Here is a 22072-nt window from a genome sequence, read left to right on the forward strand (position 1 = left end):
CGCCAAGATGCGCGAATTGCCGATCGAGGACGACGTCGTCCGCAACGCCAAGCTGCGTGTGGACGGTCGCATGGTCCATGATTTCTATGTCTTCCGCGCCAAGCAGCCATCGGAAGCGAAAAGCGAATGGGATCTCTACGATCTCGTCGTCACGCTTCCGGGCGACCAGGCTTTCCGCCCCCTGAGTGAAAGCGCCTGTCCGGCGATCAAACGCTAAGACAAAAGACCGGTGTCGCCGCGGGATTTCTCCCGGTGCGCCTCTCGCGGCGGGTGACGTTGCGGTTCGAGTTACGGCGTTGCAAGACCAAGTGCGTGCCCCCGCGCGAAGGTCCTGTGTGGATGGATCCCGCGTTGCAAGGGTTTGTGACGGTCTGGCGTGCTGGTCGGGTGCAGCCTTGTGTCCGGCCTGTTCGCGCGGTCATCGACCGCTGGCCCTGATGGTTTCCGCGGATAAGGTCCCATTCTGCTTTGCGGGCTTTGACGCCTTCGACATTCGGCGGGTTGTCCTCATCCCCAGTTTGAACGGTGCGCCATCATTTCACATGGTCCTCGCAACCTCCTTCGCGCGGATTGCGCGCAGTTTTGGAGGCTGACTCTCAGGTTGCTGCCGAGCCGAGCGCCGGCATGCGGTAAATCTCGCCGCGAACCATGATGGCCCAGATCGCCCGTGCCGCCCGGTTCGCCAGGGCGACGGTGACGAGCCGAATCTGCTTGCGGGCGAGCAGCACGTTTACGCGAGAATCCCCTGCCTCGGGGTGATACTTGTTACGTCTTACGAGCGACGTCATGCCAGTGACCAGAAGGCGCCACAGGTACTGATCGCCCATTTTTGGAGATGCGGCCGAGGCGCTCCTTGCCGCCGTTGGAGTTGCTGAGCGGCGTCAGTCCCAGCCAGGCCGCTCGCGAACTGGCGCCCGGAGCGGAACTGGGTCGGATCGGTCACAGTGGCCGCCAACGCGCTCGCTCCGAGCAGGCCCACGCCCGGAACGGTGGCAATGCGCCGCGCGAGATCGTTCGAGCGGTACCGGGCCAGCAAGTCTCGTTCGAGCTGGCGGATGCGGTCCTGAGCCTCGATCGCTTGCTCGGCCAAGGTGCCAATCACCTTGGCGGCGAGATCGGGAACCTCGTGCGCCCCGCCGGCGACTGCGCGTCGCACGAAGGCCAGGGCGTCGGTGATCCCCTTCGGGACATCGATGCCGAACTCGGCCAGGAGCCCACGGACCCTGTTCATGAGCTGCGTACGCTGACGAAGATCGCGGCGTTTCCTCCTCAAAGGAAATGACCACACCCATTCAGCAATCCGGTGAGTGTTGATTTTCTGTAGGATAGGCCGTGAGTAGACTTGGTGGCCGACAGCAGGAGGTTCTTTCCAGCATGGAGTATCCGGCTCCCGCGGTCGACGCCGTCTACGAAGTCTATCCATCAGCCGGAAGCGGCGACGGGACGGTGCCGAGCTGGCCTTATCACATGGCCCGGTGGCTGTTTCGGGAGCCGATCGACATTGCGATCACCGCAGCGCTAGCCGAGATCGGCGAGCTCGCCGCAGCGGATCGGGCCTGGATGTTCGAGTATGATGCCGAGTTGCTCCGTTTCCGCAACACGCACGAGTGGAGCAGGCAAGGCGTCCGGTCATTCGTCGAGGATCTGCAGAATACGCCCGTGACGATGATCGCCTGGCTCCACCAGTTTCTGGTGAAGGGCCGGGCGGTGATGATCAACCGCGTCGCCGACCTGCCTCGCCCGGCCCGCGCGCTCCAGGTCGAGATGCTCAGGCAAAACGACAAGAGCGTCCTCAGCGTGCCGGTCTTTCACGAGGGGCGATTGCGCGCCTGCATTGGATTCGATGCGACCACCACGATCCGGCGCTGGCCGCCCGCCGATATCAAGGCGCTCTTTCAGTGCGCCGAGCTGATTGCGCTGGCGCGCTATGGTCCCTTCCAGGACGGGCGCTCCCTTGCCGGTACTTCGAGACCGTTCGTCCCGCTGATCTATCTGCGCCGACCGGGGCAGACCATCGGGGTCGAGCCGCAAACCATCCTCGGCGTCCGGTCTGCGCGTGATTATGTGAAGGTCTGGCTGCACGACGGTTCGGCCGTGCTGGATCTGCGCCCCCTCGCGCTGTGGACGGGCATGCTGCCCTCGGCGTCGTTCCTGCGCATCCATCGCACGGCGATCGTCAACCTGCAGCATGTCAACGGCCTCGACCGACGCGCGGGCGATCGCTGGACCGTTGGCCTCAACCGCGTGGCCGAGGGCTGGCCGGTCTCACGACAATATCGGCAGGAGCTGCGAAAGCGCCTCGGCGTCTGAGAGCCGCGGCCGATTCGCGGGGTCTCCATATTCGGTCATTTAACCGATTCCTCACGATGAGCTCGGCTCGGAGCGTCGTTCGTCGAACCCGCATGTCCGTTCGTCGAACAGGGCTTGCCGCCCGGCGGGCGGGTGATCTCAATGCGGACATCGTTCGACGGACCCGCCCCGCCTATGCCTTTTCGCCGCCCGCCTCGCTTCGACGAACCGAAACCGAGATCCATGCCGGCGCGCAAAATCGCACGGCTCTTGCTTTGCTCCCTGTTTGCGATCGCATCGACCGCGCGCGCGCAGCGGGCGGAAGCCGACGATCTCGCGCTACGCGATGCGGCGTCGATGGCCGGCGTCGGAATGTTCCTCAATGCGCGCGCCCCTGGCCTGATCCTCGCCGTCGTCCGCGGCGAGGACAGCTTCATTGCGGGATATGGCGAGATCGCTCCGGGCAGCGGCAGGGAGCCGGACGGCCGTTCGATCGTCCGCGTCGGCTCGGTCTCGAAGGTTTTCGCGACCGATGTGCTCGCCGCCATGGCGGCGACCGGACAGGTTTCGCTCGATGCGCCGCTTGCCGGCTATGCTCCACCGGGCAAGACGCCGCTGGCTTTCGAAGACAGGCCGGTCACGCTGCTCGACCTTGCGACGCATTCGGCCGGCCTGCCGCGCGAGATGCCCGATCCGGCGGCACCGCCTGACGAGAAGAACCCGTTCGCGGCCTACAAGGCCTCGTATTACTGGGATTGGATGTCGAGCCATCGGCCCGCCTATCGGCCGGGCACGACTGCAATCTACTCGAATTTCGGCTTCGGCCTTCTCAGCGAGGCGCTTGGCAAGGCCGGCGGAAAGCCGTTCGCGGAACTGGTCGGCGAGCGCATCACCAAGCCGCTCGGGATGGCAGATACGACCTTGCGCCTCTCGGAGGCACAGAAGCCTCGGCTGATGACCGGGCTCGACCCGTTCGGAAAGCCCGACCCGAACTGGGAGGCGAGCGAGGTGATGCAGGCCAGCGCGGGCATCTACACCACCGCCGAAGACATGGTGAGGTGGATGCGCTGGCATCTTGCCGACGATGCGGCCGGGCGGCCGGCACGGACGCTCGCGCATGCGCTCTGGCGACCGCATGATGGGCTCTCCCGCCTGGTCGGCGTCGAGGCGACGGACTCTGAGGGGATGGGGCTTGGCTGGATCGTCAGCCGGCCGAAGGACAGGGTGCCTCTCCTCCTCGGCAAAAGCGGCGGAATCGGCGGCTTCATGAGCTATGTCGTGCTCTCGCCCAATCGCAGGCTCGGCATCTTCGTCGTCGCGAGCAAGGTCGATTTCGCCATGTTCGAAGGGCTGAGGACCGCTGTCCGCGATCTGGCGGCGGAACTGGCCCCGGCGAACCCGTAGACGATGGCCGCGTCCCGTCCCGTCCGCGGATCGAGCCACCTCGCCTGCTCGACCGCAATGCTGCGCGTCTGGCTCGCTCTGGCCGGAACAGCCGCTTACTGCGGGCCGCTCGTGCTGGCGCTGCCCGCCTGGGGGCAAGTCAGCGGAAAGGGAGGAGTCGGCGGTGCCCACGGCATCAGTCGCCCCACCACGGGACAGGCAGGTAGCCTCGGTGGCGAATATTCCGGCGGTGGTGGTGGCGGAGGGGGCGGGGCCAATGCCCGGCCGAGCGGCGGATCCACAGGCGGCAAGGGTGGCAGCGGCGTGGCCGGCCATGGTGGCGGCGATGGCGGCGACATCAGCGGCAATTCATCCGTACTCCAGTCGATTCCACCTGGATATCTCGGCCATGTCGGGCAATCCGGATCGGCAGGAGGCTCGCCCTCGCATGGCGCTGCCGGCGCCCCGGGACATGATGGCGGCAGTGGCGGCGGCGGTGGCGGGGGAGCCGTCGGTCTCGATTTCTACGGGGCATTGCTGACGGCAAGCCAGACGATCAACCTGGTCGGCGGCAATGGCGGCAATGGCGGAACCGGAGCGAACGGCGGCAACTCCTACAGAGACCCCTTCATCGGACATGGGGGCGCTGGTGGAGGCGGTGGCGGCGGCGGCGGCGGCGGTGCCGCGGGGTTGTCTTTGCCGGGTCAGGAGCTCGTCTTCAGCCCTTCGCCGGTCGGGTTTCACTGGGTCCCACCGCCCAACCTTGTCGTGACGACCACGAATGCGACTCTGCAGGGCGGCAATGGTGGCCGAGGCGGAGACGGCGGCGACGGAGGATCGGGCTCGGGGGCCTATGTGTCGCAAACCTGCCTTCCGGGAGGTCGGGGCTGTGTGCCGATCCGCATGTATCCGGGCGATGGCGGACCCGGCGGCTCCGCCGGAGACGGTGGTGCCGGCGGCGCCGGTCTGCTCTCGCTCTACGGCCGGCAGATCAGCCTTTTTGCGACGACCGCTCAGGGCGGCAACGGCGGAGACGGCGGCGGCCTCGGAGGCGGGGGCAATGGCGGCTCGAGCTACGGCTATAGCGGCATGACGGATGGCGCTCGCGGCAATTTCGGAACGAGCGGCAACGGCGGCCGTGGCGGGGCCGGCATCGAGGTCGTCGCGACAAGCGGCGGCAGCACGATCATCTCGCTGTCGTCGGATAGCCATGCATTGGGCGGCAAGGGTGGCAGGGCCGGCTATCTTGCTTCGCCCGGCTGGGGAGGCGACGGCATTCGTGTAGCCGGGCCCGCGACCATCACCGTGGGCGGAACTGCGGCCGGCGGCGGCGGTGGCGATGTCAACGGTGCGTGGTTCGGCGGCGGCGGAGGTGCAGGCATTTTCGTCGACGGCCCGGCCAACGTTACGGTCCAGAACGGCGCGCAAGTGTCGGGCGGACGCGGCGGGCTCGGCGAGCAATCATCCGCGGGCCGCGGAGGCGATGGCGGCTCGGGCATCGAGGTGCTGCGCGGCGGGACATCCCTGATTATCGCCGGAGAGGTGCGCGGCGGCGACAGCCAGGGCTTTGTTCCCGGCTCGCAAGGCGCGGCGATTGCCCTCAACGGCAGCGGCAACTCGGTCGAGTTGCAGGCGGGATACGATCTGGTCGGCAAGGTAATCGGAGGCAGCAATGCGACGCTCATTCTCGGCGGCGCGACGAATGCGAGCTTCGATCTCAGCGGGCTGGGTTCGCAATATCTGGGCTTCTCGGATTTCAACAAGGGCGGCGCGAGCACCTGGACCCTGTCGGGTGCTGCGACGGCCTTTCGCGGCGACATGGCTATCAACGCCGGAGCGCTCGCCTTCGCGGCTGGAGCGCAGCTCACGGCGACGAATGCTCAGATCGCAAACGGCGCGGGTTCGACCGCGGCCGTCTCGGTCACGGGGGCTGGAGCGAAATGGACCGTCGACGGTCCGCTTGTCGTTGGCAATCAAGGCCAGGGCGGCCTGACGGTCGCCGACGGAGGCGCCGTTCTCGCCGGCTCGATCAGGGCCGGAACGGCGATCGGCGGGGCCGGCACGATCAGCATCAGGGGCAACGGCTCGCATCTGGGAGCCGGCAGCCTCGTGCTCGGCGATGGTGGCACGGCATCGGCCCTGGTGTCCGGGGCCACGTCGAGCCTGACGGCAGATACGCTTACGATTGCGAACCTCGGCAGTGCCGAACTTACCGTCGCCGACGGCGGCCGAGCCGGCGCTGGCGGGGGCCGTAACATCGAGGTCGCCAAGACCCTGGGCAGCGTCGGCACCATCAATATCGGCGCGGCTGCCGGGCAGGCCGCCAGCGCACCTGGGACACTCGCCAGCGACATCCAGTTCGGTGCCGGCACCGGCAGGCTGGTCTTCAACCACACCTCCAGCGGCTACACATTCACCAAAGCGGTATCGGGCGCAGGCGCGATCGACTTCCGCGCCGGCACGACGATCCTCACGGCCGATAGCGGGGGGTTCTCAGGGCCGACAACAATCGCCGGCAGCACGCTTCGGATGGCAGACAGCGCACGGCTCGGCGGCACCGTCAGCATCGATGGCGGCGGCCGGGTCGAAGGCGGTGGCAACATCGGCGCGACGACCGTCAACAACGGCGGCACGCTCGCGCCTTCCGGCTGGAACGCGCTCACGATCGACGGCGACGTGACCGTCAATGGCGGCGGCACCCTCCGGCCTTCGGATGCTGCCGGCCTCATCGTCGATGGCACGCTCACGCTCAATTCCGGCAGCGCTTACGACTACCGGCTGCATGGCTACGGATCGTCAGCCGTCGGCTCGGCGACGACGCGCGTCAACGGCAACCTGGCCCTCAATGGCGGGACGTTGAATCTCGCCAGCAGATCTCAGCCCGCGCTCGGCTATCACCGCGCCTTCACCTATACGGGAACTCTGTCCGGTGCTGGCCTCCCCGTCGGGACGGTGCCCAACACCGGGCCGTTCGCTTACAATTACAGCGTCGACACCTCGCAAAGCGGCAAGGTCGACGTGCTCGTCGGCGCCAATGGCGTCAACATCCTGCAGCTCTGGGGCACGACATCGGCCGGTGGCGCCAGTGGGAGCTGGACTGCCACCGATCAGAACTGGCTGGACCTCGGCGGCGCAACGCCGACGCAATGGGGCAGCGGCTATGGCGTGTTCCGGGGCCCGGGGGGCGCCGTCACGCTCGACAGCGTCAACGGTGCGCTTGGCGCCGTCGGGCTGCAATTTGCCGGCGGCAGCTACACGCTGACCGGCGACAGCCTCGACCTGCATGGCTATAGCGGCGGCGGCATCACCATCACCACGCCGGAAATCAGGGTGCTCGACGGCGAGACGGCCCGGATCGACGCAACGCTCACCGGCACGGCCGGTTTCGAGAAGACCGGCGACGGCACGCTCATCCTCGGCGGCGCGAACAGCTACAGCGGCGGCACGATCATCTCGGGTGGCAAGTTGCAGGTTTCGGCCGACGCCAATCTCGGCGCGGCCAGCGGCGGGCTGACATTCGACAGCGGTGCGTTGCGCACGACGTCGAACATCCTCTCCACCCGCAACGTCACGCTGCGCGGCACCGGCGCGATCGAGACGGATGCCGGCACCACATTGACTTTGTCCGGCCCGGTCAGCGGCGCCGGCGGGCTGATCAAATGGGGTGACGGCACGCTTCTCCTCACCGGCACCAACAGCTGGACGGGCGGCACCCTGCTCACTGCCGGCACGATCAGGGCTGGCAGCGCCGGTGCCCTGCCGACCATGACCGACTGGATGCTGACCGGCGGCAAGCTCGACCTCGCCGGCCATGATCTCTCGATGGCCTTCCTGGCGAGCACCGGCGGCGAGATCGCGCTGGGCGGCGCTGACCTCACCGTCAATCAGGCGCAGGACAGCCTCCATGCCGGAACCATCACCGGCGCGGGGCGCCTGCTGAAGGATGGCCCCGGCGCATTGCTGCTGACCGGCACGAACAGCTATTCCGGCGGCACGGTGATCCGCGACGGCACGCTCGCCATCGTCGCCGACGCCAATCTCGGCAGCGCTGCTTCCGCCATCGCCTTCGACGGCGGCGGCCGCCTGATGACGCTGGCCGACATCACCAGCGGCCGCTCGGTCACGCTTGCCGGCACCGGCACGATCGAGACCGCTGCCGGCACGCGTTTCGTCCTCGGCGGCTCGACCAGCGGTGGCGGCAACCTGGTCAAGGAGGGTTGGGGAACGCTGACCTTGACCGGCAGCGCTGGCCATGCCGGAGGCACGACGATCGCGGCCGGCACGCTCCAGATCGGCGATGGCGGCACGACGGGCGAACTCGCCGGCGACGTCTCAAACGACGCTGTGCTGCGCTTCAACCGCTCGAACCTGTACAGTTTCGGTGGCGCCATCTCCGGCGCCGGCATCGTCCTTCAGTCCGGCTCCGGGATGACGAGCCTGACCGGCACGAACTCCTATTCCGGCGGCACCTTGATCGAGGCCGGAACCCTGCAGGTCTCGCACGACGCCAATCTGGGCGCCGGCGGAACGGCCGTTACCTTCCTGGGGGGAGCGCTGCGGTTCGGTGCCTCGTTCAATACCGATCGCCCCATGCTGCTGATCGGCAACGGCACGGTCGACACCAACGGCCACGATGCAACGCTGACAGGTGGCGTCTACGGTTATCGCGATCTGATCAAGGCCGGCGCGGGCACGCTGACGCTGAGCGGAACGAACTCTTATCGCAACACGTTTGTTACCGCCGGCACCTTGATCGGCGACGCCGCATCGATCTCCGGCGATATCGCCAATAGCGGCGCGGTCGTCTTCAACCAGCGAAACGATGCCAGCCTGGCGGGCGTGTTGTCCGGCACCGGCAGCTTCACCAAGGCCGGCGGCGGAGCCCTTGCCTTGACCGGCGACAGCTCCGGCTTCTCCGGCTCGACCACGGTGTCCGCCGGCACGCTCATCGTCAACGGCGCGCTCGGCGGCGAGCTCGATGTCCTGTCCGGCGGCCGGTTGCAAGGCAACGGTACCGTCGGGCCGACCACGATCCATGCCGGTGCGACCATCGCCCCGGGCAATTCGATCGGCACGCTCACCGTCTCCGGCGACATCCGCTTCGAGCATGGCGCGACCTATGCGGTCGAGGTCAGTCCGGGCGGCTCGTCGAGCGACCTGATCCGTGCCAGCGGCAAGGCGCGCCTCTCGGGCGGCTCGGTGGTCCATATCGGCGAGGACGGGCCTTACTGGGCGAACCAGCGCTACACCATCCTGACGGCCGGTCAGGGCGTCGAGGGCCGCTTCGACGACGTCAGCTCCAACTTCCTCTTCCTCGATCCGAGGCTGGAATACGACACCAACAATGTCCGGCTGACCCTGCTGCGTAACGACCTGCCGTTCGCCGCGATCGCGCAAACGCGCAACCAGGGCCAGACGGCCCTCGGATTGGAAAGGCTGGGTGATGCCCACCCGTTATGGCTGAGCTTCACGCAACTGCGCGACGAGGGAGAGGCCCGGCGCGCCTATGACAGCCTGTCGGGCGAGATCCATGCCTCGGCCAAGACCGTGCTGATCGAGGGCAGCCAGGCAGTGCGCAATGCGGTGTCGGACCGGATCCGCGCCGCCTTCGACGGAATTGGCGCGCCGCGGATCGCGACACTGGCCTATGCCTCCAGCCACGGGGCGGTCGCGGCGGGGGCGAGCGAGGGGTTTGCCTTGTGGGCGCGTGGCTTCGGCTCCTGGGGCCAGACACGTGGCGACGGCAACGCCGCCTCCCTCACACGCTCGAGCGGCGGCCTCCTTGCCGGTTTCGACATTCCGGTAGCGTCGGAGGCGCGGCTGGGCGTCGTGGCGGGCTACTCGCGCTCGACCTTCGAGGTCGCTCGGCGCCGCTCCCGCGGTGAGGCGGACAATTACCATATCGGCCTCTATGGCGGAACCGAACTCGACCGCTTCCGCTTGAGTGGCGGGCTCACCTATGCCTGGCATGAGCTGGACACCCGGCGCAGCACCGCATTCTTCGGCTTCGGCGAAGAGCTGCGCTCCGACTACGACGCCCGCAGCCTCCAGGCTTTCGGTGAGATCGCTTATCGTTTCGACCTGGGGCGGGCCACCTTCGAGCCCTTCGCCAATCTCGCCTATGTCAACCTCCGCAGCGCCGGCTTCACCGAGACAGGCGGCGTCGCGGCGCTCACCGCCAGGGCGCAGACCACGGCCGTCGCCTTCGCCACGCTCGGGCTGCGCGCTCAGATGAGCTTCGATCTCGGCAGCAGCGTCGCGCGGATCAGCGGCACGCTCGGCTGGCGGCACGCGGCGGGCGACGTTACCCCCTTCTCGCTCCAGGCCTTCTCCGGCGGCGCGCCGTTCTCGATCGCAGGCACTCCGATCGCCCGCGACGCGTTGGTCGTCAGCACCGGCCTCACGCTGAATCTTTCACCGGAAGCCGAAATCGGACTGTCCTATGACGGGCAGCTCGCGTCGCGCGCGACCGATCATGCCTTCAATGCCCGACTCGCAGTGAAGTTCTGATACCATCCGTGGGTCCTGCGACCCGCCGCGAATATCCACGTCATAGCATCAATTGAGTTTCTGCTGATGGCGCGGCGGAGACCGTCACGCCGTAGGCCATGTGCAGTTGGCTGCTTCAGCTTTCAGCCCACATTCCTGTTGACGATGGCTGTGGTGTAGCGACAGTGTCACAGGACATGCTCAGGAACCAGAACCTCTGTGACCGACGCCGACGCTGCTTCACACAAGCGGCGGCTCCTCGGGCTGCGCGCCGATCAGCGTCCTTCCGCATGATGACTGCCTCACCGTAGATTTCATCCGCCGAAGCGGCCCCGGCCCGCGTTCCTGAACCTCCGCAGCCCTCGGCTCCGGGGGTTTTCTTTTGCCCAAACTCAGAAGGACATCACCATGAGCATTCGCGTCGGCATTGTCGGAATCAGTGGCTTCGGCGGCGGCGAAGCGATGCGCTTGATCGCGAGCCACCCGTCTTACGAACTGGTCTACGCTGCGGGCGAGAGCAGCGCCGGCAGCCGGCTAGTGGATCGCTTCCCCGGTGTGCCGGCCAAGCTGGCCGAACTGGTGATCGAGAAGTGGGACCCTGTGACTTTGCCGAAGCTCGACGTACTGTTCGCGTCGCTTCCCACGGGCACCTCGGCCGAGGCGCTGGCGCGCGTCCCCAAGAGCGTGAAGATCGTCGATATCGGCGGCGACCACCGCTACGTCGAGGGTTGGGCGTACGGCCTCGCCGACGTCTGGCCCGCCCAGATCGGCGGTCAGACCCGCATAGCCAACCCCGGCTGCTTCCCTGCAGCGACGCTGAACGCGCTGGCGCCGCTGCTGGTCAACAAGCTGATCGAGCCCAGCAACATCGTGATCGACGTCAAGACGGGCATCTCTCGTGCCGGCCGGGGCGGCGACAGCAAGTTCGGCTACGCTGAGAGCAACGAGAACTTGATGCCCTACGGCCTGCTTAAGCACGTCCACATGCCCGAGATTGCCAAGACGATCGAGCGGTTGAGTGACGGCAGCGCGGCCGGGCTGGTGTTTACACCACACTTGGTGCCGATGACCCGCGGCATACTCGCCACCATTTACTGCCGCGGCCGCGCCACCACGGGCCAGTGCTTGGAAGCGGCCCGGCACTTTTACGCCGGGCGGGCGTTCGTCCGCGTGACCGAAAAGCCACCGCAGACCAAATGGGCGACCGGCTCGAACCTCGCGTTCGTCAGTTATGCGGCCGATCCGGAGCGCAACCTGGTGATCGCGATGGGCGTGGTCGACAATCTCGGCAAGGGAGCGGCAGGTCAGGCGGTACAGAATGCGAACCTGATCTGCGGCCTGCCAGAAACCACGGGGCTGGACGGCATACCTGTCTGGCCATGATGAGGTCGGAGCTTCAACAGCTGATCAATCCGCTTCGAGGGTCCGCTAAGGCCGCCAGCAGACGGCGATGGCGAGCGCCCGCCAACATCCGCTTTCCGGCTGTTGGCCAATGTCCGGAACTGGTGCGTATCGGATAGCTTCAGAATGACCTCAGGCGTCGGTCTCCGGGCTCTGCCGGACTGAGATCATCTTGGAACGACGTGCACACGCTCTTTGGGCCAACTGATACCGCAACGCTCCCCCCGGGAGAGCGCGGGCATATCTAGGCCTGGCACGCGGGCGCGCAGCTCCTGTCCACCACTCTTGCCGATGATCAGAAAGCTGTCCCCGTAATTCACGATCTCGTCGACGGTGAAAGCGAAGCCATCAGATAGCGCGCCTCCCTTGGAGAGCCGAATGATCTCGGGCCGCACGAGCACGTCAACCGGTGAGCCCGCGGCGAGATCGCTGCGGCCGGTCGCGACCGGACCGAAGCAGGCCAGCTCGACAATTCCGTCGCGGGCAACAACGCCTCCGATGAGATTGCTGTCGCCGATGAACGATGCGACGAAGCGCGTCTGCGGCCTGGCATAGACCTCGGCCGGGCTACCGACCTGCTCGATCCGCCCGCGGTTGAACACCGCGATGCGGTCCGACATCGCCATCGCCTCGCCCTGGTCATGCGTGACATAGACCATGGTCACTCCGAGCTCGCGATGGATGCGCTTTAGCTCGATCTGCATCTGCTCGCGCAGCGCCTTGTCGAGTGCGCCGAGCGGCTCGTCGAGCAGCACGACATCAGGCTCGAAGACGAGCGCCCGCGCCAGCGCGACGCGCTGCTGCTGCCCGCCGGAGAGCTCGGCCGGCTTGCGGCCGGAGAAATCGGCGAGGCCGACCATCGCGAGCGCCTCCGTGACGCGTTTCGCGGCCTGTGCTTTCGGGACATGGCGCATCCGCAAGGGAAAGCCGACATTGTCGGTGACGCTCATATGGGGAAACAGGGCGTAGTTCTGGAAAACCATGCCAATATTGCGATCATAGGGCTCGACGCTGCCGATCTTGCGCCCGCCGATCGCGATCTCGCCGCTGCTCGGCTTGGCGAAGCCGGCAATCATCATCAGCGTCGTCGTCTTGCCGGAGCCGGACGGGCCGAGGAAGGAGACGAACTCGCCGGGCTTGATTTCCAGATCGATGCTGTCGACGGCGTTCTGGCCGGCAAGGTAGCTCTTCGACAGGGCACGCAGGGAGAGGGCGCGGGCGTTCTTCATGATCTGTCCTAGGCTTTCGCGCGGGCAGGCTGCGGTTTGACGAGGCGCGCGGCCCAGCGCGCGCCGATGACGACGAGCACGGCGGCGAGCAGCAGCGAGGAGGCGGCGGAGATCGCCGGGTCCGCCTCCATCTGGAAGCTGTTGAACATCTGCCGCGGCAGGGTCGCGCTGTCGCGGCCCGAGATGAAGATCGCGATCACGGTCTCGTCGAAGGAATGGATGAAGGCGAACAAGGCCGCGACCAGGAAGGCCGGGCGCAGGATCGGGAAGGTCACCAGCCGGAAGGTGGTGAGCGGGCGCGCGCCCAGACCGGCGGCCGCATTCTCGACCCGGCGGTCGAAATTGGCGAGTGCCGAGGTCAGCGTCAGCACCACCACGGGGATGGTCAGGCAGGTGTGGGCGAGGATGACTCCGGTCATGCTCTGCACCAGTCCGAGCGAGCCGAAATAGCTGTAGTAGCCGAGCGCCATCACGATATGCGGGACGATCAGTGGCGACAGCACGAGCATCCGGAAGACGCCGCGGAATCGAAAACGATGCCGCATCAGCGCGAAGGAGGCGGGCGCCCCGAAGAGCATCGCCAGCACCATGGTCCCGAAGCCGATGGCGAAGCTGTTGAACAGCGGCCCGGTCCAGTTCGGATCGGAGAAGAAGCGCCGGTAATAGCCGAGCCAGAAGCCCGGCGGCGGGAATTCGAGTGAGGGCGCCGTGCTGAACGACATCGGCACAACGATGAACATCGGCCCCGCGAGCAGGATCGCGATCAGAACCGCCAGGACGATCGTGGAGCGGGACATGCTACCTCCACATCCTGTCGATGCCGAAAAAGCGATCGTAAAGCGCAAACAGCGCGAGCGCGGCGGCGAGCAGGATCATCGAGGTCGCCGAGGCCGCGCCGAAATCGAGCAATTGCTCGATCTCCTGCCCGATCCGTCCGGCGATCATCTTGTCCTGCGGGCTGCCGATCAGGGTCGGCGTCACGTAGAAGCCGAGGCAGGTTATGAAGACGAGTGTCGCGCCGTTGACCACGCCGGGCAGGCTCTGCGGGAAATAGACCGTGAGGAAGGCTCGCAGGGGCCGGGCGCCGAGGCTTGCAGCGGCGCGCATGTAGCTCTCGTCGATCCGCTTCATCACGGCATAGAGCGCGAGCACCATGAAGGGCACGAGCATATGCGCCATCGCGAAGGTGGCGGCGAAGGTGGTGAAGAGCAGGCGAGGGGGCGGGCTGACGCCTAGCGCCGTCAAGAGCCCGACGACCGGCCCCTTGGCTCCGAGGATCACCATCCAGGCATAGGTCCGCACCAGGAAGCTGGTCCAGAAGCTGAGTGCCACGACGCCGAGCAGGAAGCCGCCGACGGCGCCGCCGCGCCGGGCCGCGACGTAGGCGATCGGGTAGGCGAAGACGAGGCTCGCGAGCGTGACCACGAAGGCGGTCTGGAAGGTCCGCGCCAGCACGGCGAGGTCGTAGCGCGAGGCGAAGAATGTGGTGTAGTTGCCGAAGCCGAATTCCGGGTCGCTGACGCTCGTCCAGACGACGAGGCCGAGCGGGACGAGAAAGAAGGCGGTGAGGAACAGCGCTGCCGGCACATAGAGGATGAAGGGCGGGCGCAGGAGCGCAGCCAGAGGCGCCCGCGCAGGGAGCGCGGAAGCCTCGGCCGCGAGTGCGGGGCGCGTCAGCTCGACAGCCATTGCTCGAAACGCTTCGCCATGATGTCGAATTGCGGGCCGAGCTTTTCGGCGTTCAGGACGACGGCCTTGGCCAGATTTTCCGGCGAAGTCGGCATGCGCGCGACCACATCCGGCGGCAGACTCTTGAACGAGGCCGGGTTCATCGGGCCGTAATTGTTGCGCTGGGCGAACTGCGCCAGCCGCTCCGGCTGCACGGCGAACTCGATGAAGCGCCAGGCATTGCGCGTCCGCGGCGTGCCGCGTGCGACGACCCAGGCCGCGACGTCGATCACCGCCTGGTCGTAGTTCAGCGCGATCGGCACCTTCTGGTCGATGAGCTGCTGGGCGCTGGTGTTCCACATGCCGATCAGCTCGATCTCGCCGTCCCGCAGCAATTGCTGGGATTGCGGGCTTTGGCTCCACCAGACGCGGACATCCTTCTTGATTCGGTCGAGGGATTTGAAGGCGCGGTCGAGGTCGTAGGGGAAGAGATCGGCCGGGGCGACGCCGTCGGCCATCAGGGCGAAGGCGAGGACGCGGGCAGGGTAGTTCTGCAGGCAGCGCGAGCCCGGAAACCTGTTCGTGTCCCAGAACTCGGCCCAGTTCTTCGGGCCGCCTGTGGGGAACTTGTCCTTGCGATAGGCGATGATGTTGGCGAAGGCGTGCGAATTGACGCCGTTGAGCGTCACCGCGCCCGACCAGAGCGATGCGGCCGGGATTTTGCTCTCGTCATATTTGTCGAGAAGATTGGCGTGATTGGCGCGGGCGAGTTCCGAGACGCCGAGCGTCGTCACGTCGAACTCATAGACGCCGGTGCGCACCTGCGCCGCGAGCTTGGCGAAGGAGACCGGGGCGATCGTCTTGATCTCAATCCCCGTCGCCTGCGTGAAGGGATCGAAGAGCACGGCGCGCGCCGCCTCCTCCCAGGGGCCGCCCCAAGTGTTGACATAGATCGCTTCCGCCGCCCGGGCGCGATGGACGAAGGGCATGGACAAGCTGCCCGCGCCGGCGGCGACGAGCAGTTTCCGTCGTGAGAGCCGTAGGCTCGAAGCGTAGTCGCCGCTCATGGTTCTCTCCTATCAGCCGAACACCGTGCGATAGACCCGCAGCCAATTCCCGGAGGTGATTTTGTCGACTTCTTCCGGGTTGAAGCCTTGTTTCGCCAGCGCCGGCGCCACGGCGGCGAGGCCGCTGATCTTCTTGAGCCAGGCCGGTTTCTCGCTCGGAGCGGTATTCGTCGCGGAGCCCGCGCCGTACTGGGCTGTCCGCGTCCAGCGCCCCTTGCGCATCCAATCGAGATAGGTCTGGCTGGTGTGGTGGCTGAAATCGGTGCCGAGGCCGACATGGTCGATGCCGGCGATGTCGACGGTCCGCGCCACCATTTCGGCCCAGGCGTCGACGCGATCGCAGGCCTCGACCGGCGTGATGTTGCGATAGGCGGCGCAGCCGATCATGCCGCCCTTCGCGGCGAGGGCCTTGATCACCTCGTCGCTTTTGTTGCGCTTGTGCGGGAAGACCGACGAAGGGTTGGCGTGGGTAATCGCGATCGGCTTATGCGAGCATTCGATGGCGTCGAGTGTCGTCCGGTCGCCGACATGCGAGCAATCGACCAGCATGCCGCACTGGTTCATCTCGCGCACGACCTCGCGGCCGAAGCGGGAGAGGCCGGGGTCGATCGCCTCGTAGCAGCTCGAGCCGATATCGTTCTGGTTATTGTAGGTCAGTTGCAGGACGCGCACGCCGAGATCGGCGAAGAGCTCGACATAGCGGATGCGGCCGTCGAGCAGGTTGGTGTTCTGATAGCCGAGCAGCAGCGCGGTCTTGCCGTCGCGATTGGCTGCGAGGATGTCGTCGGTCTTGAGCGCGATGGTGACGAGGTCGCTGTTGGCGCGCGCCATGTCGCGCCATTTGCCGATCGCGTCGAAGGATTCGATCGCACCTTCCCAGAAGCCCAGCGTCGGCGTGACGCAAGTGAAGCCGCCCGCCTTCAGCTCCTCGAACACGTCGCGGCCATAGAAGCCGCATTGCAAGCCGTCAATCAGCATCGGTTTGAACCTTTACGGGATGGAAGCGGGGTGCAGCCGCGAGGGATCGGCGGCGAGCATGGCGAGATCGGTCTCGTCCTCGTCGTTGCGGCCGATGATGCGGCCATCGGCCTCGACGCGGATGGTGCCGGCATGGCGGCGGCTCTCGAAGGAATCGGGAGCCAGTGCCGCATGCGAGGCGTGATAGAGCGGCCACCACAGGCCGACTTCGACGGTGCAGCCTTCGTACCGAATGCGATCGAGCAGACTTATGGCCTGTGCCGGGCGCGGCCGGATTTGCAAGAGCATGCCGCCCGCCGTCTCGGAGCAGGTTGCGGCCAGGCCATATTTTTCGGCGAGCCCCTTGACCACGCCGAACTCGCGCGGGCTCACGGCACCGCGTGCCAGAACCTCGCCACGCCCCGTCAGCCGGAACCGCTCGACCGCTAGATCGAGCAGGGCCTCGGCGACGAGCCAGGGATGCTGGCCGGCGACATCGACGTGCAGGACGCCGTCTTCGCCTTCGCTCAGCCTCGCGGGCTTTGCGGTCGAAGCGGCCAGCGCGGCGATTTCCGTTGAGAGGTTCGCAAAGCCTGCGACAGGCAGGACCGCCGACACCACCGCGGCATCGCGCGCGGCGAAGAGCAGGCCCGGCGTGACGCCTGCCGCCTGGACCATGCGTTCGATGATCAGGCGCATCTCGCGCAGGGTGAGGCGCAGCTCCGTCATGTGCGGGGCTCCGAAGGATAGAACCAGTGGGGATCGGCCGTTCCTGCCGCCAGATCGGCCGGTGTCGGCGCGCCATGGAAGATCACGCCGCGCAGGTTGCGGTTGAGGAAGTCGCGCGCCTTGTCGATGCCGTGGATGCCGACATTCAGCAGGCGGGTGATCTGCGCCGGCACGAAATCCTCGCTCATGATGTCGGCATGCGGCGAATGGAACGGCAGCCCGGCCAGCGCCTGGACGCGCGTCGCGACGAGTCGATGCTCCGGGTGCTGGAGCAGGAAGCGGGCGACGCTGGTTTGCGGATTGGCCTCGCGCAGGTCGCGATCCAGGGCGACGATCAGCCGGGGCAGGTCGAGGCCGAGATTATGGGCTTCGCCGATTTCCTCGCGCGGTCCGCGCCGCGGCTCCTCGGCGGTGCGCGATTTGTACCAGACGTAACGCTGCGAGCGCTCGGAGGTGAGGTCGAGGTCGAAGGCCCAGCGATAGTCGCTGCGGACGATCTCGCGTAGCCGCCCGAGCCGCATTTCCGGCCGCCCGGTCAGCTCCTCGTCGAGGATCAGCGTTTCCGACAGGCTGTCGGCGACATCCGGAACCAGCTCGATCACGAGCGAGAGCAGCGTCTCGAAGGCTTCGTCATGGACGCGGCCGTTCAGCGAGGCCGTGAAGGCGACGAGCGGCGCAGCCTCCGACTCGCCGGCCTGGACGCGCCCGATCAGCGCTTCGAGCTCGCGGCGAATGACGATTAAGTCCTCAGCGACCTGCAGGCTCGGCGTGAAGGACTCGTATTCGGACCGGTCCTGCTGGCGCGCCAGAATTGCCTTGTCCAGCAGGGCCGCGAGCGTCCGCAGCGGCGCTGCGTCCAGTCCCACTGGCACCAGTTTGCCATGGGCGATTGCCGTCTCGCGGATTGTCAGCCACTGGTTGATCAGGCGCGGATGGTTGTTGACGAAGAACATCAGGCCGAGCGCCGAGCCGTTGCCGACGCCGAGGAAGCGGGCGAGCTCCGGCGCGAAGCCGACCGCTTTCGCTCCCCCGTGCAGTCGGGCGAAGTGCTGGACCAGATCGAGGGCGAAGACCCGCATCATATAGGCGGTCAGCATCTGCGCCTGAAGCGAGGCGCGCAGGGGGTGATCCTTCTCATAGGCCAGGAAGGACTTGGTCCCGAACGTGCCGTTGCCGTCGATGCCGGTGTTGCGCATCAGGTAGCAGGTGCCACCTAACGCTTCCACGGCCGGTTGATAGCCCCTGGCCAGGGCATTGACCGCGAGGTCGAACAGGCGTCCCGAGCGGTTCGAGCGCGCCCAGGTCAGGGTGTCGGGCGTAGCGCGCCCTTCGTAGAGCTTCGGCAATTCGCCCTGCAGCGCCGCGATTGCCGCCGCCGACATCTCACCTTCGACAAGGGCGCCCATCATGTCCCAGGCGCGGCCGATGATGCGCCCGGTGCGTTCGCGCGCCGAGGGCTCGAAGGAGAAGATCGGGAAGGAGAAGCGCGAGCACCCTGCCTCGATCGCATAGCGCGCGTGGCCGCGGCCCTTCTCGTCGATATCGAAGGCCTTTTGCGTGATCGTCCAGCGCTCGCGCGACGCCCGCGCGATCAGGTTGCGCGAGGCGCTGACGCGCGAGGGCTGGATGGCGGCAAGCCGCTCCGGCCGCATCAGTTCCTCTGGGCCGCGCATCAGCGCATGCGGCAGCAGCGGGCCTTCCGTGGCGAGAAGGGCGGAAACCGTCATGTCACGAATGTCCAAACTGCGCGCTGAGGCGCCGTGCGCCGGCGACGACGATGGGGCCACAGCGGTCGTGGTCGAAGCGGAAGATCGGCCCGGAGATAGCGAGCACCGCCACGCATTGGCGCGCGGCGTCGAAGACGGGGGCGGCGACGGCGGCGACGAAATGTGGGTCTGTTGGCGCGAAGACGGCATAGCCCCGCTCGCGGACCGCCTGCAATTCGGCTTCCGGCGGTAGCGTGACGCCCTGCTGGCGCAGGCTCTCGCGCATCTCCTCCGAACCGAAGGCGACCAACACGGCGCCCGAGGCGCTGCCGCCGAGCGTCAGCTTGGCGCCCACGCGCAGATCGGCCCGCAGAACCTGCCGGGACTCGACGCGGTTGATGATGACGGCGTGATAGCCATCGGCGACCGAAATCGTGGCGGTCTCGCCGCTTTCATTGACGATGCCCTGGAGCAACTCGCTGCTGCGCTCGCCGAGATTGGCCTGCTCCAGCGCGCGTACCGCATAGAACTGGAAGCGCAGCGCCAGCCGGAAGGCGCCGTCCTCGGTCTGGTCGAGCAGGCCGGCCTCCACCAGCGTCCGCAGCCGCTGATAGACGACCGCCCGCGCATCGCCGCTGGCCCGCACGACATCGGCCAGCCGTAGCGGCTTCGGCGAAGCCGCGACGATATCGCAGACCGCGAGTGTCTTGAGCGTGGAGGAGAGGGAGCGAACCGCCATTTGTATTCTTATAGAAGACAACGTATGATATAAAAATCATACCGCGCGAGCCCCATGTCAAGCGCGAAATTGCGAGTTCGGCTCGGATGGACGAATTGCGATGCTGGTTTGATTTATGGTGGCGCGATCGCGAGAATCGTCTGTTTGCTCAGGAAGTCTTTTTTGAGGGCTCTTCGAAGCGCGATTGATCGCTTGCCCCGCCGTTCAGGTCGTTAAATGCGGCCCCTGCATGACGTCGGACCAGAGGCAAGTCAGCGCAAAAGTCCAAACTCCGAGCTGGCTCGCTTTTGGCGGCACAAGCCACCAATCGGAGGTCCGCTTTCGGGCTGAGAGGCAAGTTCGCTCCTGGCGCAGCCTGGACGCGGCCCATGAAAATAATGAGCTTGGCTGAATTACTGAACCTCAGGGCCCAAACAGCTTCTCGAAAATGTTCTTCTGGCGTTCGGTGCGCTGCAGGGATTAGGGGCCGGCGACGGCTGCGCCGATCACCGCTTGCCGGCGCTACGGCGAGACGAGCTCGAAATGGGAGCGGTCCATGTGCTTGTAGCCGTGGAAATGACCACCCCATCGTAGCGATACGCCCAATTCACGTCCGGCCCGCTCCAGCGCGTCAGCAATCCGGTTCTGAACTTCCGGATCGAAGATGATCTGTCCCGTCTGATCGAGCGGCCATAGGTCCACTGCCTTGCCCAACCGGTGCGAACTGGCACGTGTCATGGACCAGCCCCAGGCAACCGCCATGCGTTGCTGTTTGCGGTCACGTTTCCCGGAACCAATCACGAAGCGCAGCCCTGGATTGTCAGCTTGCGCCTTCCGTACCACCTTGGCGAGGATTGGTCGGATGGCGCGAAGGTTCGCCTCGTGATTTGCCAGTGGATCCGGATTCCATGCGCGAAACATCGCGCGTTGGTCCCGCCCGAATTCATCCCGAGGGGGAATTTTCGCGTAGATGCCGCCCGGTCCGTATCGCAGCGGATCGACAAGGACACCCGGTGACGTACGCAATCCACTGCCTGGTTCGCTCTGAACTCCGCTGTTCAGGCCGAAGCTGAAGAGCGCAATGCCCCCTAATCTCAAGAGGTAACGTGCCTTTCCACGCATCATGGCCCGCACAATCGCAGTCCGATGGTGCCAAAGGAAGGCAGGGCCGCTTGAGTTTGAGTTCAGGCAAAGTTGAGCGCCCGCGAATGAAAAGGCCGCTTTCGACCCGGCCTGGCATGTCCGGATCCGGGTGAACGCCCAATGTCCGATTCTGGCGGAATTAATAAGAATGGCGATGGGCAATGTATTTCGGTTAATGGAAATCTCAGCGCGACAGTCGATGCCAAAGGTACCATCGCGGCGTCAAAAAATCGACCAGCCGGCGCGGACTGATACGGAAAGACCTTGTCCGAGATACGTTCTACTGGATGTATTTTGGAGCTATAAGATTTCATGTGAGTATTTTTATTAACGTGTGTGCGAATTCTTTTTAGCAGTCCCCATTTTTTTCTATTATACAGCCACGCCTTGCTCGGGTTGCGCGATATTTGTTCAGTCAACTCTTGCGTAATCAAGTCCGTAATCAGTGAGCAGCGATTCGACTGTGTCGAGTGTCTCAATGGGGTCGGGAGTCAACATTACCGGCCCGGTCTCCGAGAGGGGTCGAGCTTAGCATTTGACATTGCCATGCCGTGGCAGCGCGCTAATTTCCCCGTCCGGTATCCTTACGAGGGTGGGAGTTATGCCGTTCTCATCGCTGAGTGACCCTGTTGACCTCGCCCGCGCGCAGGCGGCCTTGGATGCCGCATGGGACGAAGTCAGATTGACCCTTCCAAATCCATGCGATGGACGCGAGCGCACCAAACTGGCCTACATCATTGCCGCGCTGGCGCATGTCGCCGAAGACGAAGATGATCTGACCCGCCGGGCGATCGACCGATACAGACAGTCCGACGCGGCATGAGATCGGCGCTGCCAGCTCCGGCTGGGGGGCTTTTTCGTTCGGGAGCGCGGCGCGGCAGATAGCTGTCAGCGAATAGCCAGCGGCAGCACCACAACCGCGGCTAGAGCAAGCACGATAGCCGTCCGGATCAAAACGCCGTGGATGCGGGCCATTGAGGCCTCTGAGGTATTGGGCGCACGCATGACAAGTCCTCCCATAAACGAGCTTTGCTGATCAGCCCAGGTAGAGCAACACTTTAACTCCGCTCTGGCCGCATCCGCCCAGCGCTGTGATGGCGCGGTCACAGTTAGCGTTCATGCGACTTCGTGGAGGGGCTAGCCAGTTCGTAATGTACAGGCAGCAGATTCAGGGTCTCGTGCAAGACCGCTCGGCGACTCGCTGCGGGGCTTGTAGCCTGCCTGCTTGGCGACGACGAATGGAGCAGTTCCGGTCGATCGCTCAGGAGCCAGTTGTTTAGCCCTTCGACCAAT

Annotated in this window: 16 protein-coding genes and 2 pseudogenes; 6 read left to right on the top strand and 12 right to left on the bottom strand. The window is 65.9% G+C overall.

Going from position 1 to position 22072, the window contains the following annotated elements; all coding sequences use genetic code 11:
- Window positions 1-217: pseudogene (locus AC1DIN_RS24700) on the top strand (ABC transporter substrate-binding protein); the annotation flags it as partial.
- A 379-nt stretch (window positions 218-596) separates the two neighbouring features.
- On the opposite strand, the gene AC1DIN_RS24705 reads toward AC1DIN_RS24700, so the two are convergent.
- The 3 genes and pseudogenes from AC1DIN_RS24705 to AC1DIN_RS24715 all read right to left on the bottom strand — a co-directional run.
- Complete coding sequence (locus AC1DIN_RS24705; RefSeq protein WP_476811671.1) at window positions 597-728, bottom strand: hypothetical protein; 132 nt, start codon at window positions 726-728, stop codon at window positions 597-599.
- A gap of 37 nt (window positions 729-765) precedes the next feature.
- Complete coding sequence (locus AC1DIN_RS24710; protein ID WP_476811714.1) at window positions 766-936, bottom strand: transposase; 171 nt, start codon at window positions 934-936, stop codon at window positions 766-768.
- A pseudogene (locus AC1DIN_RS24715) lies at window positions 899-1423 on the bottom strand (transposase); the annotation flags it as partial. The gene AC1DIN_RS24710 and the pseudogene AC1DIN_RS24715, both read right to left, overlap by 38 nt.
- On the opposite strand from AC1DIN_RS24715, the gene AC1DIN_RS24720 reads away from it, so the two are divergent.
- The 4 genes from AC1DIN_RS24720 (at window position 1333) to argC (ending at window position 11544) form a co-directional block, all read left to right on the top strand.
- On the top strand, window positions 1333-2310 hold the full coding sequence (locus tag AC1DIN_RS24720; RefSeq protein WP_476811672.1) for a LytTR family transcriptional regulator DNA-binding domain-containing protein: 978 nt from the start codon (window positions 1333-1335) through the stop codon (window positions 2308-2310). The pseudogene AC1DIN_RS24715 and the gene AC1DIN_RS24720 overlap by 91 nt on opposite strands.
- 222 nt (window positions 2311-2532) lie before the next feature.
- On the top strand, window positions 2533-3693 hold the full coding sequence (gene ampH, locus AC1DIN_RS24725; RefSeq protein ID WP_476811673.1) for a D-alanyl-D-alanine-carboxypeptidase/endopeptidase AmpH: 1161 nt from the start codon (window positions 2533-2535) through the stop codon (window positions 3691-3693).
- Between the two features lie 3 nt (window positions 3694-3696).
- Window positions 3697-10182: an autotransporter domain-containing protein gene (locus AC1DIN_RS24730; protein WP_476811674.1), complete on the top strand. Its 6486-nt coding sequence runs from the start codon at window positions 3697-3699 to the stop codon at window positions 10180-10182.
- A gap of 387 nt (window positions 10183-10569) precedes the next feature.
- Window positions 10570-11544, top strand: a complete 975-nt coding sequence (argC, locus tag AC1DIN_RS24735; RefSeq protein ID WP_476811675.1) for an N-acetyl-gamma-glutamyl-phosphate reductase — start codon at window positions 10570-10572, stop codon at window positions 11542-11544.
- Between the two features lie 185 nt (window positions 11545-11729).
- Here argC and AC1DIN_RS24740 read toward each other — a convergent pair whose 3' ends face one another.
- From AC1DIN_RS24740 to AC1DIN_RS24780, 9 genes are all read right to left on the bottom strand, one after another.
- Entirely contained in the window at window positions 11730-12791 is a 1062-nt protein-coding gene (locus AC1DIN_RS24740) for an ABC transporter ATP-binding protein (protein WP_476811676.1), read from the bottom strand.
- 8 nt (window positions 12792-12799) lie between these two features.
- Window positions 12800-13588, bottom strand: coding sequence for an ABC transporter permease (locus tag AC1DIN_RS24745; protein WP_476811677.1), 789 nt, complete (start codon window positions 13586-13588; stop codon window positions 12800-12802).
- A 1-nt stretch (window position 13589) separates the two neighbouring features.
- Window positions 13590-14480 carry an ABC transporter permease gene (locus AC1DIN_RS24750; protein ID WP_441473186.1) on the bottom strand — a complete coding sequence of 297 codons (891 nt, stop codon included), beginning with the start codon at window positions 14478-14480 and terminating at the stop codon, window positions 13590-13592.
- A complete protein-coding gene (locus AC1DIN_RS24755; protein WP_476811678.1) occupies window positions 14465-15526 on the bottom strand; it encodes an ABC transporter substrate-binding protein in 1062 nt (353 codons plus the stop codon). The genes AC1DIN_RS24750 and AC1DIN_RS24755 overlap by 16 nt, the downstream gene beginning before the upstream one ends.
- Before the next feature lie 12 nt (window positions 15527-15538).
- Window positions 15539-16504 carry a dipeptidase gene (locus AC1DIN_RS24760; protein ID WP_476811679.1) on the bottom strand — a complete coding sequence of 322 codons (966 nt, stop codon included), beginning with the start codon at window positions 16502-16504 and terminating at the stop codon, window positions 15539-15541.
- A 12-nt stretch (window positions 16505-16516) separates the two neighbouring features.
- Window positions 16517-17212, bottom strand: coding sequence for a hypothetical protein (locus AC1DIN_RS24765; protein WP_476811680.1), 696 nt, complete (start codon window positions 17210-17212; stop codon window positions 16517-16519).
- Window positions 17209-18939, bottom strand: a complete 1731-nt coding sequence (locus AC1DIN_RS24770; RefSeq protein ID WP_476811681.1) for a hypothetical protein — start codon at window positions 18937-18939, stop codon at window positions 17209-17211. Before AC1DIN_RS24770 ends, AC1DIN_RS24765 begins: the two co-directional genes overlap by 4 nt.
- 1 nt (window position 18940) lies before the next feature.
- Window positions 18941-19657, bottom strand: coding sequence for an IclR family transcriptional regulator (locus AC1DIN_RS24775; protein WP_441473181.1), 717 nt, complete (start codon window positions 19655-19657; stop codon window positions 18941-18943).
- A 501-nt stretch (window positions 19658-20158) separates the two neighbouring features.
- Window positions 20159-20761, bottom strand: a complete 603-nt coding sequence (locus AC1DIN_RS24780) for a M15 family metallopeptidase (protein ID WP_476811682.1) — start codon at window positions 20759-20761, stop codon at window positions 20159-20161.
- 619 nt (window positions 20762-21380) lie between these two features.
- On the opposite strand from AC1DIN_RS24780, the gene AC1DIN_RS24785 reads away from it, so the two are divergent.
- Window positions 21381-21602 carry a hypothetical protein gene (locus tag AC1DIN_RS24785; protein ID WP_476811683.1) on the top strand — a complete coding sequence of 74 codons (222 nt, stop codon included), beginning with the start codon at window positions 21381-21383 and terminating at the stop codon, window positions 21600-21602.
- Window positions 21603-22072: the final 470 nt, after the last annotated feature.

Source organism: Allobosea sp. 05T438, assembly GCF_056396025.1.